The sequence below is a fragment of the Acinetobacter sp. ANC 5045 genome (assembly GCF_004331005.1).
Taxonomy (GTDB): Bacteria; Pseudomonadota; Gammaproteobacteria; order Pseudomonadales; family Moraxellaceae; genus Acinetobacter; species Acinetobacter towneri.
This window is the reverse complement of the sequence record NZ_SJNS01000023.1, coordinates 22,039-37,682: the sequence shown is the minus strand read 5'-3', so window position 1 is coordinate 37,682 and position 15,644 is coordinate 22,039. Positions and strand designations below refer to the sequence as shown.

At 38.3% G+C, this 15,644-nt stretch carries 11 protein-coding genes and 2 pseudogenes; 3 read left to right on the top strand and 10 right to left on the bottom strand.

Going from position 1 to position 15,644, the window contains the following annotated elements; translation table 11 throughout:
- Window positions 1–141: pseudogene (locus E0H79_RS13710) on the bottom strand (helix-turn-helix domain-containing protein); the annotation flags it as partial.
- A gap of 371 nt (window positions 142–512) precedes the next feature.
- Here E0H79_RS13710 and E0H79_RS13700 point away from each other — a divergent pair.
- Together E0H79_RS13700 and E0H79_RS13695 are read left to right on the top strand one after the other, a co-directional pair.
- A pseudogene (locus E0H79_RS13700) lies at window positions 513–713 on the top strand (I78 family peptidase inhibitor); the annotation flags it as partial.
- A gap of 188 nt (window positions 714–901) precedes the next feature.
- Window positions 902–2,083, top strand: a complete 1,182-nt coding sequence (locus E0H79_RS13695) for an MFS transporter (protein ID WP_131261948.1) — start codon at window positions 902–904, stop codon at window positions 2,081–2,083.
- Between the two features lie 99 nt (window positions 2,084–2,182).
- Here the strand turns inward: E0H79_RS13695 and E0H79_RS13690 are convergent, their stop codons facing one another.
- Both E0H79_RS13690 and E0H79_RS13685 read right to left on the bottom strand, forming a co-directional pair.
- Window positions 2,183–3,673, bottom strand: coding sequence for an amidase (locus E0H79_RS13690; RefSeq protein ID WP_131261947.1), 1,491 nt, complete (start codon window positions 3,671–3,673; stop codon window positions 2,183–2,185).
- Window positions 3,674–3,724: 51 nt separating this feature from the next.
- Window positions 3,725–5,158, bottom strand: coding sequence for a GGDEF domain-containing protein (locus E0H79_RS13685; RefSeq protein WP_207973578.1), 1,434 nt, complete (start codon window positions 5,156–5,158; stop codon window positions 3,725–3,727).
- A gap of 230 nt (window positions 5,159–5,388) precedes the next feature.
- Between E0H79_RS13685 and E0H79_RS13680 the strand changes: the two genes are divergently transcribed.
- Complete coding sequence (locus E0H79_RS13680) at window positions 5,389–5,871, top strand: hypothetical protein (protein WP_004973490.1); 483 nt, start codon at window positions 5,389–5,391, stop codon at window positions 5,869–5,871.
- Between the two features lie 487 nt (window positions 5,872–6,358).
- Here the strand turns inward: E0H79_RS13680 and E0H79_RS13675 are convergent, their stop codons facing one another.
- The 7 genes from E0H79_RS13675 to plsB form a co-directional block, all read right to left on the bottom strand.
- On the bottom strand, window positions 6,359–7,645 hold the full coding sequence (locus E0H79_RS13675; RefSeq protein ID WP_096901601.1) for a mechanosensitive ion channel family protein: 1,287 nt from the start codon (window positions 7,643–7,645) through the stop codon (window positions 6,359–6,361).
- Between the two features lie 261 nt (window positions 7,646–7,906).
- Window positions 7,907–8,440: a DUF2058 domain-containing protein gene (locus E0H79_RS13670; RefSeq protein ID WP_004973493.1), complete on the bottom strand. Its 534-nt coding sequence runs from the start codon at window positions 8,438–8,440 to the stop codon at window positions 7,907–7,909.
- Between the two features lie 15 nt (window positions 8,441–8,455).
- Window positions 8,456–9,130, bottom strand: a complete 675-nt coding sequence (locus E0H79_RS13665; RefSeq protein WP_131261946.1) for a YoaK family protein — start codon at window positions 9,128–9,130, stop codon at window positions 8,456–8,458.
- Between the two features lie 37 nt (window positions 9,131–9,167).
- Window positions 9,168–10,364 carry a serine/threonine transporter SstT gene (sstT, locus tag E0H79_RS13660; RefSeq protein WP_131261945.1) on the bottom strand — a complete coding sequence of 399 codons (1,197 nt, stop codon included), beginning with the start codon at window positions 10,362–10,364 and terminating at the stop codon, window positions 9,168–9,170.
- A gap of 212 nt (window positions 10,365–10,576) precedes the next feature.
- Window positions 10,577–12,301 (bottom strand): SulP family inorganic anion transporter, encoded by a 1,725-nt coding sequence (locus E0H79_RS13655; RefSeq protein ID WP_131261944.1) that lies wholly within the window; start codon window positions 12,299–12,301, stop codon window positions 10,577–10,579.
- Window positions 12,302–12,419: 118 nt separating this feature from the next.
- On the bottom strand, window positions 12,420–12,731 hold the full coding sequence (locus tag E0H79_RS13650; protein ID WP_004973501.1) for an ArsR/SmtB family transcription factor: 312 nt from the start codon (window positions 12,729–12,731) through the stop codon (window positions 12,420–12,422).
- 191 nt (window positions 12,732–12,922) lie between these two features.
- Window positions 12,923–15,427: a glycerol-3-phosphate 1-O-acyltransferase PlsB gene (plsB, locus tag E0H79_RS13645; RefSeq protein ID WP_131261943.1), complete on the bottom strand. Its 2,505-nt coding sequence runs from the start codon at window positions 15,425–15,427 to the stop codon at window positions 12,923–12,925.
- Window positions 15,428–15,644: the final 217 nt, after the last annotated feature.

The window sequence follows — 15,644 nt, the reverse complement described above, 5'->3', positions numbered from 1 at the left end:
TTCCGCAACACTTTTACCTTCAGAAAGCCAGAGAATAGTTTGGGCACGTTGTCTTTCACGCCAATGTTTTGCATGCTTGGCCAGAAAAATGAGTCGTTCTCGCTGTTCTAAACTAAGTGGTACAGAAACAATTCGAGGCATGTGTGAACATCTGTTAACTAAAAAATTTTTTCGCATGATTAGTTATTTTTGTCAACTTATGGAATGCTTTAGAAGAGCGTCGCCAACAGGCAATTGATTGGATGAAACTGAGTTTAAGTGTGATTGAGAATTAAACTTAATCCAAACTTACATCTAATTTATTTTGATCAATAAAACTATCATCACAGTTTTATTCAGTAAATTTACTGCTTATTTAATCAGTTATGTTATTTTGAGTTGGTTTGAAGAAATTAAAAACGAGTATCAACATGAAAAAGTTATATAGTGTTTTGGCTGTTTTAAGTGTGGCAACTTTAGCGGCGTGTAGTAATCAGCCTATCAATGAACAAACTCAGGTGCCACAGACCATGCAAAATTGTGTCCCAGAATCTGCTGCGCAGTTAGTTGGTAAAACAGGTTTGACTGAAACACAAATTAAAGCGCTTACCCGAGCTGAAATTGTGAGAATGGTTACACCAGGTCAGCCTGTAACAATGGATTATCGTATGAATCGAGTCACTGTGGTGGTCGATCCGAAAACTAAAATTATTATACAAGCTTCTTGCGGCTAAAAATTTTAAGAAATTTTCTCAATATTACCCTGAAAATTTGCTCTGATTTTCAGGGTTTTGCGTTTTAATCAGCCAATCACTCAAAATTAAAGGACTACAGTGTTAATATATCGGTTGTCATAAAATTTTAGATCAGGTCAGATAATGCACTTATTTATGTGTTTGAAAAATCAAGGAAATACACATTGATGCAAGCCTTGAATATATCGACACGCTTAGGTGGATTCTACTTTTTCTACTACGCAATTGTTGGGACGTTTTTGCCTTTTTGGAGCCTGTATTTAGAAGATCAGGGCTTTAATTATCAGGAAATTGGTGTTTTATCTTCTATTGCCATTTTAACGCGCTTTTTCGCGCCTTTTATTTGGGGATGGATTGCCGATAAATCAGGCAAACGGATGCTTTTGGTGCGCATCGCAACTTGGATGGAAGCCAGTATTTGGTTACTGATTTTTATTGTTCCGAATAGCTTTCAGTCTGTTGCATTACTCATGCTAATTTTTAGCTTTTTCCAAAACGCAATTTTGGCACAATTTGAAGGCGTGACTTTGTTTTGGTTGGGCGAGAAACGTGCGGAACTCTATGGCAAAGTGCGTAAATGGGGCTCTATAGGTTTTATTGTCGGGGTTTTTGGCATAGGTGCTATTTTGGAAATTATACCAATCTCCATGTTACCGATGTTGCTACTCAGTATTTCTTTACTGGCATTTCTATGGTCATTCAGTATTCAAGAACCAAGCTCCGCACCCATTGCACAAAAACAACTTGAACCCTTATTGCCTATTTTAAAGCGCCCAGTAGTCTATTCATTTTTTATAATTGAATTGATTTTACTGTTTTCGCATGCGCCATTTTATAGTTTCTACAGTAATTTTTTAAGTCAGGCAGGCTTTAGCACAAGTCAGATCGGTTTCTTGTGGTCTGTCGGAGTGATTGCTGAAATTATTATGTTTGCCTATGCGAGTTTGTTTTTAAAGCGTTGGTCTTGGCGTTCACTGGTTGCCGTATGTTTAATTTTAACAGGCTTACGTTGGGTGATAGTTGGTTTATTTCCATCCATATTTTTTGCACATTTTTTTGCACAAAGCATTCATGCCTTTAGTTTTGGATTATTTCATATCATTGCCATGCGGGTGATTTTTCAAAACTTTTCTGCAGGGCAACAAGGTCGTGGGCAAGCACTTTACAGTACCATGTGGGGTTTAGGTGTTGCACTGGGGAGTATTTTGGCAGGGCATTATTGGGATATTGTTTCAGGCGAATGGATTTTTACTTTTGCAGGATTATCTACACTCGTTGGTCTGTGTTTTATTTGGGGATTGCCAAAGCAATTAGAATCGCAGTCAATGTCGAGTGATACCAAAGCCTAGATTGGTGATTTTGCAGTGATACCGTTCTTTTATCAAAAATAGAAGCAAGCAAAGTTGGATGGGTATAGTTTGCTTGCTTCTTACTAATTGATTGCTACATTAAATACGGATTTTAGCGTATTGATGCCACCACGGTTGAGCCGTTTCAAGTTGTGCAGCCAGTTGTAAAAGCACATCTTCACGTGCAAAAGGCGCAATAAACTGCGAACCCAATGGTAAGTTATCTTTATTCCAATACAATGGCACAGACATTGCAGGCAGCCCAGTAATATTGGCAAGTTGAGTAAATGGCACCCATTTTAGGTTTTCTTTGACAATGCGATCGACCAATTTACCTTGCGCTAACCAATGTGCTTTACCTGCATGTAATAGTGTTTTTAAAATTGGTTTTTGCCATGCAGGAGTTTTAACTTCGCCATTTTTTGGTGCAACTGAGGCAGTTGCAGGGATGAGGTATAAATCATAACGCTCAAAGAATTGATTCATTTGTGCGACATATACCCCCCAATTATTCAAATTGCGAATGTAATCTACTGACGTGGTTTTTGCGCCAAAGGCAGCCAAAGCCAAAGAGTCTAGCTCAAAATTATCGGAATGATTTGGCAGGCGAGTTTGAATTTCAGCAATTAAATAAGCAAATTGGCTAAACCATGTGGTAATGAAATCTTTGGCCAATTGCATGCCATCAATAGCAGGACGGTCTTCAACCACTTCATGCCCTAAAGATTCTAAAAGCTGTACGGTTTTTTGAATGGCATTGATGGCATCTTGTGAAACAGCTGTACCAATCGGAGATTGGGTCGAATATGCGATTCTTAATTTTTTTGGCGCTTGCTGAATTGCATCTAAATAACTGCGTTCAGGAGCTTCAATTTTGAAAAGTGAATGACCATCTGCGCCATGCGTTGCATCGAGCATTGCCGCACTGTCACGTACACTTTTACTTAAAATATGTTGCATCGCTGCACCATGCATGGCTTCACTGAGTTGTGGCCCCCACGGGGTGCGTCCACGACTTGGTTTTAAACCAAACAAACCACAGTAAGACGCAGGAATACGAATTGAACCACCGCCATCACTTGCCCCTGCAATCGGCACAATACCTGCCGCAACTGCAGACGCAGAACCACCAGAAGAACCACCACTATTGTGTTTCAAATTCCATGGATTTTTACATGCACCCCAAGCATCTGGCTCGGTTATCCCTTTAATCCCAAATTCAGGCGTGTTGGTACGTCCAAAGGTAACGATTCCGCTATTTTCCCAACGATTTACAATTTCTGCATTTTGTTCTGCAAGATGATGCGCACGTTTTAAACCCTGACAACCAAATGAAGTCGGATAGCCTGCATATTGTTGAAATAAGTCTTTGACTAAAAAGGGCACACCTGCAAATGGGCCTGTTAATTTTGTTTGTGTGCGCTGCCGTGCATGTTCATGCATAGGAATAATAATGGCATTTAATTGTGGATTGGTTTGTTCAGCACGTTGTAACGCAATATCTAATAATTCTGAGGCCTGAACATCCTTTTTGGCAACGAGCTCTGCCAAGCCTAAAGCATCATATTGGAGGTATTCTGCAAGTTTCATTTCAATCCTGAAAATCTGTATTGTCAAATTGATGTTGTATGCTATTTTTGTTTAAGAAGCAAGAATGACCCGATTACGACCTTGCATTTTTGCCTGATATAGCGCCTGATCTGCCTGAATAATTAAATCTTGTAAAGGGAGATTGGTGGGTAAGTGTGTATGTGACACGCCCATGCTTACTGTAAAATGAATGGGTTCAAGGTTTTCTAAATTTAACGCTTGATGTTCAATACACATACGAATACGTTCTGCAATGCGTTGAGTTTTATTTAAGTTATTATTGTTCAGCAAAATAATGAACTCTTCACCACCAATGCGACAAAATAAATCGTGATCACGTAAATTGCTTTTAACGATGTTAGAGAGATGTTGCAAAGCACGGTCACCGACATAATGCCCATATTGATCATTCATTTTTTTAAAATCGTCGATATCTAACATAATTAAAGACAATGAATGATTGTTTTTATGCTTTAAAGCTTTTTCACTTAACTGAGTAAAACTACGGCGGTTCAGTGTTTCGGTTAAACTGTCATGATTTGCCAAATACAATACTTCTCTATACAACTGATTTCGGTTTTGGCTAATCACACATAAAATTAACGTGGCAAGACCTAAAATAATTAAACCCACACGAATAGAAATAATGGTGGTTAAATAACTCGAATTCACTTGATCTATAAACAAGCCTGTGACGCTGTGATACAGAGTTAAACAGACCAAGCTATTAATCAGTGCCAAATTGAAAAGTTGATAGCTGGCAGCTGCCCAAATTAACGCAGCCAATGGATATAATAGTGCGCCTGGCCCATAGAAAATATGGGTGCAGGCGATAGAGATCAGTAATGCAAAAAAGGGCAAGATATCCTGAATTTGAGTTTCTTTAGCATATTGATTATTTATAAGTTTTTTGAATTTAGACCAGCCTGGGGCAGCCAAAATTAAAGGTAAGACAATTACCGCATTTAAAATTTCACCAGACCACCAAGTAAAAAAATCAATCCAACGATTTTCTTTTAACATAAAGGTGTGCGGCAAATTTGGCAGCAGAAGAATGGCAAATAAAGCCCCAAAGAAACAGCCTAAAGTTACAGCAATAATATGTGGATATAGCTCTGACACATTATTATTGCTCGCTGGAAGTTTAGCGCGGGCAAAATTAAAGAAAAACAACCCACTAAAAACAGCTACAAAGTTGGAAAGCGTTAAACCTAGCGTCATCAGGAAAGTATTGTCTGTGACCAAATCGGCGCCCATATAGCCAAAAAAAGCACCCAAAATTCCACCAAAACTTTTTAAAGATGGAAAGCGAATGAGTAGCCCCAACAAGAGGGCGTTGCTTGGCCAAAAAAAAGAAAAGTAGCTAAGTGGGCGAGTAAAAATACCCAATAAACAAGAAAAAAATACCACAACGGCTAGCAGTCCAAAGGCAAATATTTGCTTTTGAGTCGAAGATATAGTTTGCGGTATGCTAAAGTTTTGCAAGTACTAAACTCACTTTTGCAATGGGTTGATAATTAAGAAAAAAACTTGAATGAGTGTGACGTTCACAACAGAAAGGCGATCATATCAAATAACCATTACCTACAAAGTCGATTAAATGTAAACTAAGTCACATTTTCGTTAAATAAAATTGTTGTCTTATGTTTATGCTTGCAGATTTGGATTAAAAATATGCTAAGTTGTCTAAACGGTTTATATCTTTAAATAAATGTATGAAAAAAATATATCTAACCACAGTTTTAAGCTTATGTTCTGTCTGCGCGATTGCGAATGAAAATACAACAATAGATTCAGCCAAGTTAACGCCAGTAGCAGCAGAAACGACCAATAAATTTCGTGTGGTGACCCGTCCAGAAATTGTGGGGCTGTGGGGCATGCAAATCCCAAATAATCGTAAATGTATTGAATATTACAACTTTAAAAGTAATAGCGATGTGGTGATTAAAAGCGGTCAAGAATGGTCTGCAGGTGTATATGATTATCAACCTTCACAAGACCCTGCAAATTCGTTACCGGCTTTAATTTTGCAAGTTAAATATGACAATAATGAAGTGGATTGTTCTGGATATCAGGAAGACCAAACAGGGGACATTTCACAATATTTTGTAAAATGGAAAAATGCGCACACCATTAATTTCTGTAGTAATGAAAAAGCAGAACAATGTTTTGCGACGTTGTACCGCGTCCTGCCTTAAACTTTTCATTATTTGGTCTATTAGAGATCTTTTATAAACTCGTACCCCTCATCCTGTAGCGCGTGTATTGATCATCTAGAGCGCTAAAGCACAAAAGTAGTGAATTTCAATCTTTCATTAGACGAATTATTGATGATCATTTTTCGAATCCAGAATCAATTAACAAGAGCGACACATTTTAGTGAGTTGAAAAGTTAGGTGAATTCTTAGAATCATTAGACTTTTTCAACCGGCAATGACCTTATTACATAAATTTGGAGCAAGCTGTGATTTAAAGGTTTGAGGAAATTTAAATATAATTAAAACATAGTGTTAGATATTTGTTTCAACAAAGCTCTTACAAATAAGACTTTATTTTCTCTTATTCATATACGAGTGTACGAGTGCATTTTAATTTAATGAAAATTTTATCGTCTTGCTGAAAATAAAAACGGCTACTGAGCCATGCAAGCATTTTGCGACACATGGCTCAGCAATAAATCCATAATTATGCCTCGTCAATTTCTAAAGGATTTAGACTTTGGACAGAACTTGCTTTAAATGGTGCAGCAATTTGCTTTAAATCTGAACCCGATGGGGCTTGATACACTTTTAAGCCAAACTCCGGAATAATTGCCAGCAAATGATCAAAAATATCGGATTGAATACTTTCATATTCTTTCCATGCAGTGGTTTTGGTAAAGGCATAAATTTCTAGTGGTAAACCTTCACTGCTTGGCTGTAGTTGACGAATAATCAATGACTGAGATTGATTAATGCCAGGATGCTGTTTCAGATAAAATTCAACATAGGCACGGAACGTCCCTAAATTGGTTAAACGGCGTTGGTTGTATTGTGATTGATTTGCTAACTGCTGATTAAACTGCTCAATTTCTTCATTTTTGCTATGTAAATATTGATCCAATAACAAAAACTCTTTAAGTTTGCTTTGTTCATGTTCAGTCATAAAGTGCACAGAACTTTGATCAATTAAAATGGCACGTTTAATACGTCGGGCACCAGCTTCCTGCATGCCACGCCAGTTTTTAAAGGTATCGGTAATGAGTTTATTGGTTGGAATAGTGGTCAGGGTTTTATCCCAGTTTTGCACGGTGACTGTATGTAATGACATATCAATGACATCACCATCGGCATTTAAAGAAGGCATTTCAATCCAGTCACCAATCCGTACCATATCGTAGGAAGAAATTTGTACCGAAGCCACTAGAGATAAAATGGTATTTTGGAAAACCAACATCAAAACAGCAGCCATCGCACCAAAACCTGCGAGTAAGGTAAACACATCTTTTTTCAGGAAAGTGCCTAAAATCATGAGGGCACAGACCACATAAATAATGAGTTTAACTAACTGCAAATAGCCCTTAATTGGCTTGTTGCGTGACTTAGGGTTGCGTTGATAGAACAGGTTAAAAATATTTAAAAATTCAGAAATTGCCAATGCAATGGTCAGGAATATAAAGGCTTGCGCACCCATTTGCACAAAGCTTTCTACTTTATCTGACAAATGCGGTACGGTGGTGATGCCGTTCATAATCACGACAGCTGGGACAATGTTGGCAATACGTCGGATGACACTATGCTGTGAAATAATTTCACTATTGGCAAAGGTCATTTTAGAAATCAGTTTGCGAATCCCGCGCACTACAATTTGCTTGGCAATAAAGTTGGCTAAAATTGCCAGTAGAATCACAATACTGAGTGAGGTCAGCATTTCTAACCAAGGGTATTGGTTATACCATTCCTGAATATTTTGAATAAAATTAAATTCTTGCAAAAGGTCCTCGCTTTAAGGTTGCTGATTTTCGTCTGCACGGCACTTAGAATTTTGGCCTGCAATTCACCTTAATTCTTCATTGATGTATGAAATTGTTAGATAGTGTATCGACTAAAGTTTAAATTTGAAGGCTGAGTAACTTTTTGCTACATTTCAATTATTTGTTTTTACTGAAAGTTTTCAATCAAGTTGCAGTCATAATAAAAAAGCCAGTACAGATACTGGCTTTGAATAGATACCTAGCATAAATACTTGCGTGATCTACCACATTAAATCATCTGGAATCACATAGGCTGCGTATGGATCTTCTTCATCTGTCGTGGCTTCATTTTTCTCGGCATTATTGACAATAATAAAGCCTTCCATTTTGCTATTAATACGTTCAGCTAAAGCTTTAGGCAGGAACGCATAACTGTCATTTTCTTTGGCAATCACCAAACTACCTGCCACGAGTGCATTGTAAATTTGTTGATTGATATACACTTTTTTAATCTTGCCATCTAAAAACTGATAAGCCACTTCACCATCGGTATCACGAATTTTATGCTGCTGAATCATTTGCATAATTGCTGCTTTCAGTTCTTTTTCCTGTAAAGCGGCTTTCTTTTCTTGCTCAATAGCTTGGTCTTTGGCGAGTTTTTCTTGCTGTGCCTGTGCAATTTTGGCTTTCACTTCAGCATCTTTACTTTCACCTGTGCGCTGTTCGTGTAAGGTTTGTTTAGACAGTTTTTTTGCTTTTTTATTATCCACTAAACCCGCTTTGAGCAATTGTGCCTGTAGTGCATTTTTAACCATGATAATTTCCGAAACTTAATGTTGAAGATGTCGATAGCGAAAATAAATAATCCAATACACCAAACTCAAACTTAGGCTGAGTCCTGCAGGTACCAGAAAAGAATTCAGTTTAAATGTAGGATAAATGGCTGCAGCGAGTAATCCACCCACAAAGAAACCAATTAAAATCAGTAGGTGTAAAACAATACGCCTTTTTTCAACTTGTAAGCCCCGCACTCGATAACCGAGAGCTAAGCCTAAATCGGTCAATACCCCAGATAAATGTGTGGTGCGGATGATGGTGCCTTTATAGTAGCTGATCATGGCATTTTGTATGCCCATGGCAACCGATGCCCAAAGCAGGGCATAACGTGGGAAATAAGGCAATAATGCCCAGCAGATTAAAATAAAAAATGCCACCAAACTCATGGGCAAACCATAACGACGCCCTAAGCGAAAATTGCTATTTCCTAAAATGACGCCGCTATAAAATGAGCCAATCACATAGCACAAAATCACCAGAAACAAGAAAATCATGGCTTCTGGTTTCCAGTCGATTAGCGCCATCGCCAAGATACTAACGTTACCAGTCATGTGCGAAACGGACTGGTGCAATACGGTCACCAATCCGAGTACGTTAATAATTCCAGCATTGACGGCTAGAAAAAAAGCACCAAATTGCACCCAAAGGGGTAAAGTTTGAAAAGGCATAATGGATGATTGCGTAAGTTTCCTAACGCATTGTATCTTAACTCAAACCACGGTCAACCGCAGTAGTAAATAGCACATCGGTAGATGAGTTAAGTGCAGTTTCGGTTGAATCTTGCAATACGCTAATGACCATACCAATTGCAACAACTTGCATGGCAATATCTGAAGAAATACCAAATAAGCCACACGCTACAGGAATCAGCAGTAACGAGCCGCCCGCAACGCCTGAAGCACCACAGGCCGACACCGTTGCAACCACAGATAAAATCAGCATGGTGCTAAAATCGACAGAAATTCCTAAAGTATTTACCGCAGCTAAGGTCAAAACGGTAATGGTGACCGATGCGCCTGCCATGTTAATTACTGCACCTAACGGAATTGCAACACTCGCGGTTGATTCCTGTACGCCTAAACGCTTGGCTAAGTCTAAATTGACAGGGATATTGGCTGCAGAACTACGGGTAAAGAAAGCAGTAATGCCACTTTCGCGTAAGCATTGAAAAACTAAAGGATAAGGATTGCTGCGGGTCACAAATGCCACCATGATTGGGTTGATGACCAACGCGACAAAGAACATCGTACCTAACAAGACTGCCAATAATTGAGCATAACTGGCTAAGGTGCTCAAGCCTGCATCGGCAAATGTCACGGCAACCAAGCCAAAAATACCGAAAGGTGCAAAGTTAATCACCAAGCGAATAACGCGATTGACTGCATTGGCTGCATCATTCAACAATGCTTTGGTGGACTCTGTAGCATGGCGGAAGGCAATCCCTAAAGCCACAGCCCAAGCCAAAATACCAATAAAGTTGGCTTCGGCAATGGCAACTACAGGGTTAGCAACAAAACTAAGTAAAAGATTTTTCAAAATTTCAGCAAGACTACCCGGCGGTGTTAAATCTGCCTGTGTTGCAACATCTAAAAATAATGTACTTGGGAAAAGTGAGCTTGCAATGACCGCACTGAGCGCAGCCAAGAACATACCAATCGCATACATCAGCATAATCGGTTTGATATAAGCATTGCTGCTTCCAATTTTAAAATTGGCAATCGATGCCATGACCAAAATAAAGACTAAAATTGGCGCAACAGACTTCAGGGCTTTAATAAATATATCACCCAAAAGGCTTAAATAGGGCGCAGATTCTGGAAATAAAATTGCAACAGCCACACCGAGTACAATTGCAATCATAATTCGGGAGACTAAACTCAAACGCAAAAAAGCTGAAAACATACGAAAACAAGGTTAAAGAAAAGCGGCTATTTTATACTGAAATATCCATGTGCTTAAAAATAATTTTTATATAAAAATTAAGTCTATATTTTTAAAAGTGATATTTATTAAACTACTTAAATTTCAGCAAGATAAAAGTACTCTTTGATCAAAAAGCATGTGTGTTGAGCATCCAGTTTTAAAGATAAAATTAAAGATCAATTTCTTGATCTTTAAGTCAGTTCAGGCGCAAGCTCTTGCATGGCTAAATAATGTGACAAATAAACTTTTCCATTTAAATGCTGCAAAAGTTTTGAGTGTTGTAATTTGTCCATTACCGGGCCTTTAATTTCTGAAAAATGCAGACAAATATTCAATTTTTTTAGTTCAAGATTTAAATCTTCCAGCATTTCGAGTGCGCTTAAATCAATACTGCTAATACTCGAACAATTCACCACTACATGCTTTAACTGAGGGTTTTGGCTGACTTGATTAATAAAAAAGCCTTTTAAAGTATTGGCATTTAAAAAGGTTAGATTTTCATCAATTCGCATGGATAGCACGTGTGGCGCGGTACGCACTTGATGCCGCTGAATATTACGAAAATGTTGTGTGCCTTCAAGTAAACCAATTACCGCAATATGTGGTCGGCTAATACGCCACAACATTAGAATAAAGGTGGACACAATCCCAATAATTAAACCTGTCGAAATATCAATGAATACAACACCAAAGAACGTCACCCACATGGCCAGACCATCGGCTTTGGAATAACGCCAAGTTTCTTTAAAAGATTGGAACTCGACCAGTTTCCAAATTGAAACAATAATGGTTGCAGCCAAAACAGCCAGTGGTAAGTCTTGGAAAAATCCCGTGAAGTATAAACTGACAATAACAATCACGATGGAGGTAAATACACCTGCCATGGGTGTTTTTGCACCTGCATCGGCATTGACCACGGTACGCGACAAACTGCCTGTGACGGGAAAAGAGGAGCTAACACCTGCGCCAAAATTGGCTAAACCGAGTGCAATCAGTTCCTGATTGCTATTTAAGTGACTACGTTGTTGTAAGGCGGTGGCTTGCGCAATAGACAGAGATTCCACAAAACTGATCATGGCAATCATGGCTGCGCCAGGAAGGAGTTGTAGAACAAGTTGTGCATTCCATTCAGGGAATTGAATAGGCGGAAATCCTGAAGGAATTTCTCCGACTGTTTTAATGCCGATTTGTTGCAAATGCAATGAATAAACCAAAGCAATTGAAACGATCACCAATACCAATGGCAAGGCTTTTAAGATAAAGCCGCTACCTCGAACACGCTCACGAATGGCATTACTGTTGATGATTTTAGGGGCATAAATTAGAAATAAAATGGCAGCAACACCCAAGAGCACGCTATAAAAATGGGTTTGTCCCATATATTTCCAAAAGCTGTATAAGAACTCAGGTAAGTTATTGGCTTTAAGGGGGATGTCTAACACAAATTTAAGCTGTCCAATCGCAATCATTAATGCAGAGGCAATAATGAAGCTTTTAATAACAGGATGGCTAATGAGTTGAATTAAAAAACCGAAGCGAAAAATCCCTAAAAGTAGCGAAATAATGCCGACCATCAGGGCAAGTAAACAAGCTGCTTGAATATAAGCTGCCGAGCCGACTTCAAATAAAGGATTGAGCGTCGCAAAGGTCATCATAGAAATAATGGCGACTGGGCCAATGGACAAGGTTGGGCTGCCACCAACCAAGGCGTACATGATCATGGGGATCACGCTCGCGTATAAACCCATGACAGGAGGCAAACCTGCAAGCATGGCATAGGCCATTCCTTGAGGTACCAACATGGCAATGACAATAAACGCAGACAGCAGATCAGATTTCAATGTTTCTGCATTGTATTTTCGCAGCCATTGCCAAGCAGGTAGTACACGAGCCAAACGTGAATTGAAATCTGACATACTGAAATCTAAATCATAAATTTAGATATATTATGAACAAAAAATGCTAAGAAGTCTTTGAAATAGCAGGAGAGTATTCAAGTTTTATGGTAATGCCTGATAATACAGGCATTATCATTTAGACCTGCGGGCAATAAAGTGCATAGAGGGTATTAAGTACCTGCACCATTTTTTCATCTTTAATTGAATAAAAAATTTGCTTGCCATCACGGCGGGTATTCACCACATCACTTTTACGCAGCATCATTAATTGTTGCGATAAAGTAGGCTGATGAATTTGAGTTATTTCTTCAATTTGCGATACGTTTAATTCTTGTTGAGATAAATGACAAAGAATTAAAAGACGGTCACTATTCGCCAAAGATTTTAAAATTCCAACAACGGTATCCGCAGATTCACGCATTGATGTGATTTCAAGACCATCGTTCATTGTTTTATTCTCTTAATTTACAGCTAACCCAATATATATTAGGCGGGAGTGGAAGATAAATTATATAACATAAATCATTATTTATATATGAGAACAAGTATCATTTAAGAAAAGATATCAGCCAATCATAAATAATGGGCTGATATTCTAATCAAAAAATTGATAAAAAAGTGGCTGAGTTACAATAAAACCTATTTTTTCACTTGTTCAAAACTTTTTAATTCTTTCTCACTAAATTCACTCGATGCAGCTAACAATTCGTGAATTTCTGGGTTATACCAAGCAAAGTATTCCGACATTTTTGCACTAAAAGTATCATCTAGGCTTATCTGCGTAGCATTGTGTTGCAACAAGGCTTGCTGATCTAAACTGCTGATAAAACTTTTTAAGGTGGCACTATCAAAATAATATGCAGACTTAAATTGTGCAGAATCTGCAGCGCGTTGTAATACGGTTTTGGTCATTTTTTCCAAAACTTTCAGATTTAAAGGGATGTGTGCGCTATAACGCTGCAAAAGCCCTTGAATCAATACGAAATTATTTAAACTTGGTTTTGCCAGTTCAGCTAAGGCATAGAGTTCATGCTGTGTAGCTGGGTTCGGCTGTAATTGCAGATTTGCTTCTGTAACCCAATTTTGTTGAATAAAGTACGCCACAATTTTTTCGATTTCTTGAGAAAGTTCTTGCGCCGTCCATGCCAAGAAAAACTCTTGCTTCAAATATGGATAAATCGCCTGCAGTTTTTGCATTAAATCTGCGCATGATAATGCTAAATTTTGTTCATTAAACTGCTGCACAATTAATGCTACACACGCAGGCAAAATAAAGCAGTGCAAAATATTATTGCTAAAATAGCTCAATAAGATTTTTTGGCTTTCTGCGACTCGAATCTGTTCTACACCATCTTGGTTATAACGCTCAACTTGTTTAAGTTTTAGCGCATATTCAATAATTTCTTGTGGATTTAAACCCGTAATAATCATACGTGGGTCGTAGCACAATTGTTTGAGCAAACGTCGATATTGTTCAATTCGGGCGAGCAGCTCATCTTGTTTCAATGCATGCTGATCGGCATTTAATAAAATCAGAGAGATGAGGGCGATTGGGTTAATCACCACCGCTTTATTGATATTTTCCAAGATTGCATGCGCAGTATGATCTACCGTGTGAATCACAGAGGTCGGTAGTTCATCATTTATGTTCAGTTTTACATCGCGTGCTTGGTTGGCAGTTAAAACATCATCTAAAAATACAGGTTCGCCAAAGTTGACATAGACCTGACCAAAGACTTTTTCAATTTTACGGGCAGAGTTTAAAATACCCCATAAAGATTCGGCTTCTTTCGGTTTGCCGTTTAATTCATTTAAATAAGATGTGCCTTCAATCAGTTTTTCATAACCAAAATACGTTGGAATAAATGCAATTGGTTTGGTTGCTCCGCGTAAATGGCTTTGAATGGTCATCGACAACATGCCTTTTTTCGGCGGTAACAATAAACCTGTACGTGAGCGTCCACCTTCAATGAAGTATTCGAGTGGGGTGTTGCGTGACAATAAACTGTGTAAATATTCTTTAAATACCGAGGTGTATAATTCATTGCCGCTGAAAGTACGGCGAATAAAATACGCACCTGCACCACGCATTAATTGACCCACAATTGGTAAATTTAAATTAATACCTGCTGCAATATGCGGCACCATCAAGCCACGATTAAAAATCACATAAGACAGCAACAAATAGTCGATGTGGCTACGATGACAAGGGGTATAGACGATTTCATAGTCTTTGGCGAGTTCGCGTACCGTGTCAAAGTGATGCACTTCAATGCCATCATAGAGCTGTGTCCAAAGCTTGGTCAGTGCCAGTTCAGCAAAACGCAAAGTCGAATAAGAAAAGTCCGATACAATTTCAGTTAAATAGCTTTTAGCACGGTTTTCTGCTTCAAACATACTGACTTTTTGTTCGATACTTTCTTTACGAATAGCTTGTTGTACTGCTTCACTTTTCATCAACGCATGAATCAAATTACGGCGGTCAGATAAGTCCGGGCCTAAAATCGCTTCTTTGTGTTGATTAAAATTGTGTTCCAGATGTTGCTCAATAAAGTGCGCAGGCGATAAGTGTGGTTGTTGTTGTGTGGCTTGTTCAATAAGCTGACGTAAGGAAATTGCTTTATGAAACTCGATGTAGTTATCACGTGAATAGAGCGAAATATTAATGGTTTGTTTAAGCTTGTTTGGCGTAGACCATGCATCGGCAAATAATGCTTTAAACCAAGAGTCTTCGTATTCGGGTGAACGTCCCCAAAGTACAGTTACGGGAACTAACAACACATCATGTTCAGGATGTTGCTCTAAGGTTTCAATGAGTCGAATCAATTTAGCAGAGTAGTGATAAGCACTGTGCTGTGGGTTTTTCTCACGCAAGACCAAAATGGAATCGTCTTCCTGATGCTCGGCAATGTTTAAAAGCGCATACACAGAAGGTAAACCACGAGATTGCGTCTGCTGATCAATCAATACGGTATTGCTGAGAGAGGCATCTTGCAGCACATAACAAAATTGTGTTTTTTCAGAGCTTTGTGCAACACGATGTTCTAATTCTGCAGTCGTGCCTAATACTTGTGGCGTCACAATCTTATCTAAGATTTTTTTAGTGAAATTACGATAAAGCTGACTGTAACGTTTATTAGACATTGCATTCCCTACATTTTGTTATGTGTTGCTATTGTCAAAAAATAAATAGCGAATTTCAAACCCAAGTGCCGAGAAAATCGACAATTAAACTGAGGTCGTCATCTCTTTATTCTAATTCGCATTTTGTTGAAAGCTAATCATATTTTTGTATAAAACAATTTTCGTGAAACATCGGCAAAAATTTTATAAAAAGGTATGATAATTTAAATTTTGTTTA

Excerpts from the sequence above, each read along its gene's own strand:
- E0H79_RS13695 (WP_131261948.1), top strand. The coding sequence starts at position 902 with ATGCAAGCCTTGAATATATCGACACGCTTAGGTGGATTCTACTTTTTC.
- E0H79_RS13690 (WP_131261947.1), bottom strand. The coding sequence starts at position 3,673 with ATGAAACTTGCAGAATACCTCCAATATGATGCTTTAGGCTTGGCAGAG.
- E0H79_RS13680 (WP_004973490.1), top strand. The coding sequence starts at position 5,389 with ATGAAAAAAATATATCTAACCACAGTTTTAAGCTTATGTTCTGTCTGC.
- E0H79_RS13670 (WP_004973493.1), bottom strand. The coding sequence starts at position 8,440 with ATGGTTAAAAATGCACTACAGGCACAATTGCTCAAAGCGGGTTTAGTG.
- E0H79_RS13665 (WP_131261946.1), bottom strand. The coding sequence starts at position 9,130 with ATGCCTTTTCAAACTTTACCCCTTTGGGTGCAATTTGGTGCTTTTTTT.
- sstT (WP_131261945.1), bottom strand. The coding sequence starts at position 10,364 with ATGTTTTCAGCTTTTTTGCGTTTGAGTTTAGTCTCCCGAATTATGATT.
- E0H79_RS13655 (WP_131261944.1), bottom strand. The coding sequence starts at position 12,301 with ATGTCAGATTTCAATTCACGTTTGGCTCGTGTACTACCTGCTTGGCAA.
- E0H79_RS13650 (WP_004973501.1), bottom strand. The coding sequence starts at position 12,731 with ATGAACGATGGTCTTGAAATCACATCAATGCGTGAATCTGCGGATACC.
- plsB (WP_131261943.1), bottom strand. The coding sequence starts at position 15,427 with ATGTCTAATAAACGTTACAGTCAGCTTTATCGTAATTTCACTAAAAAA.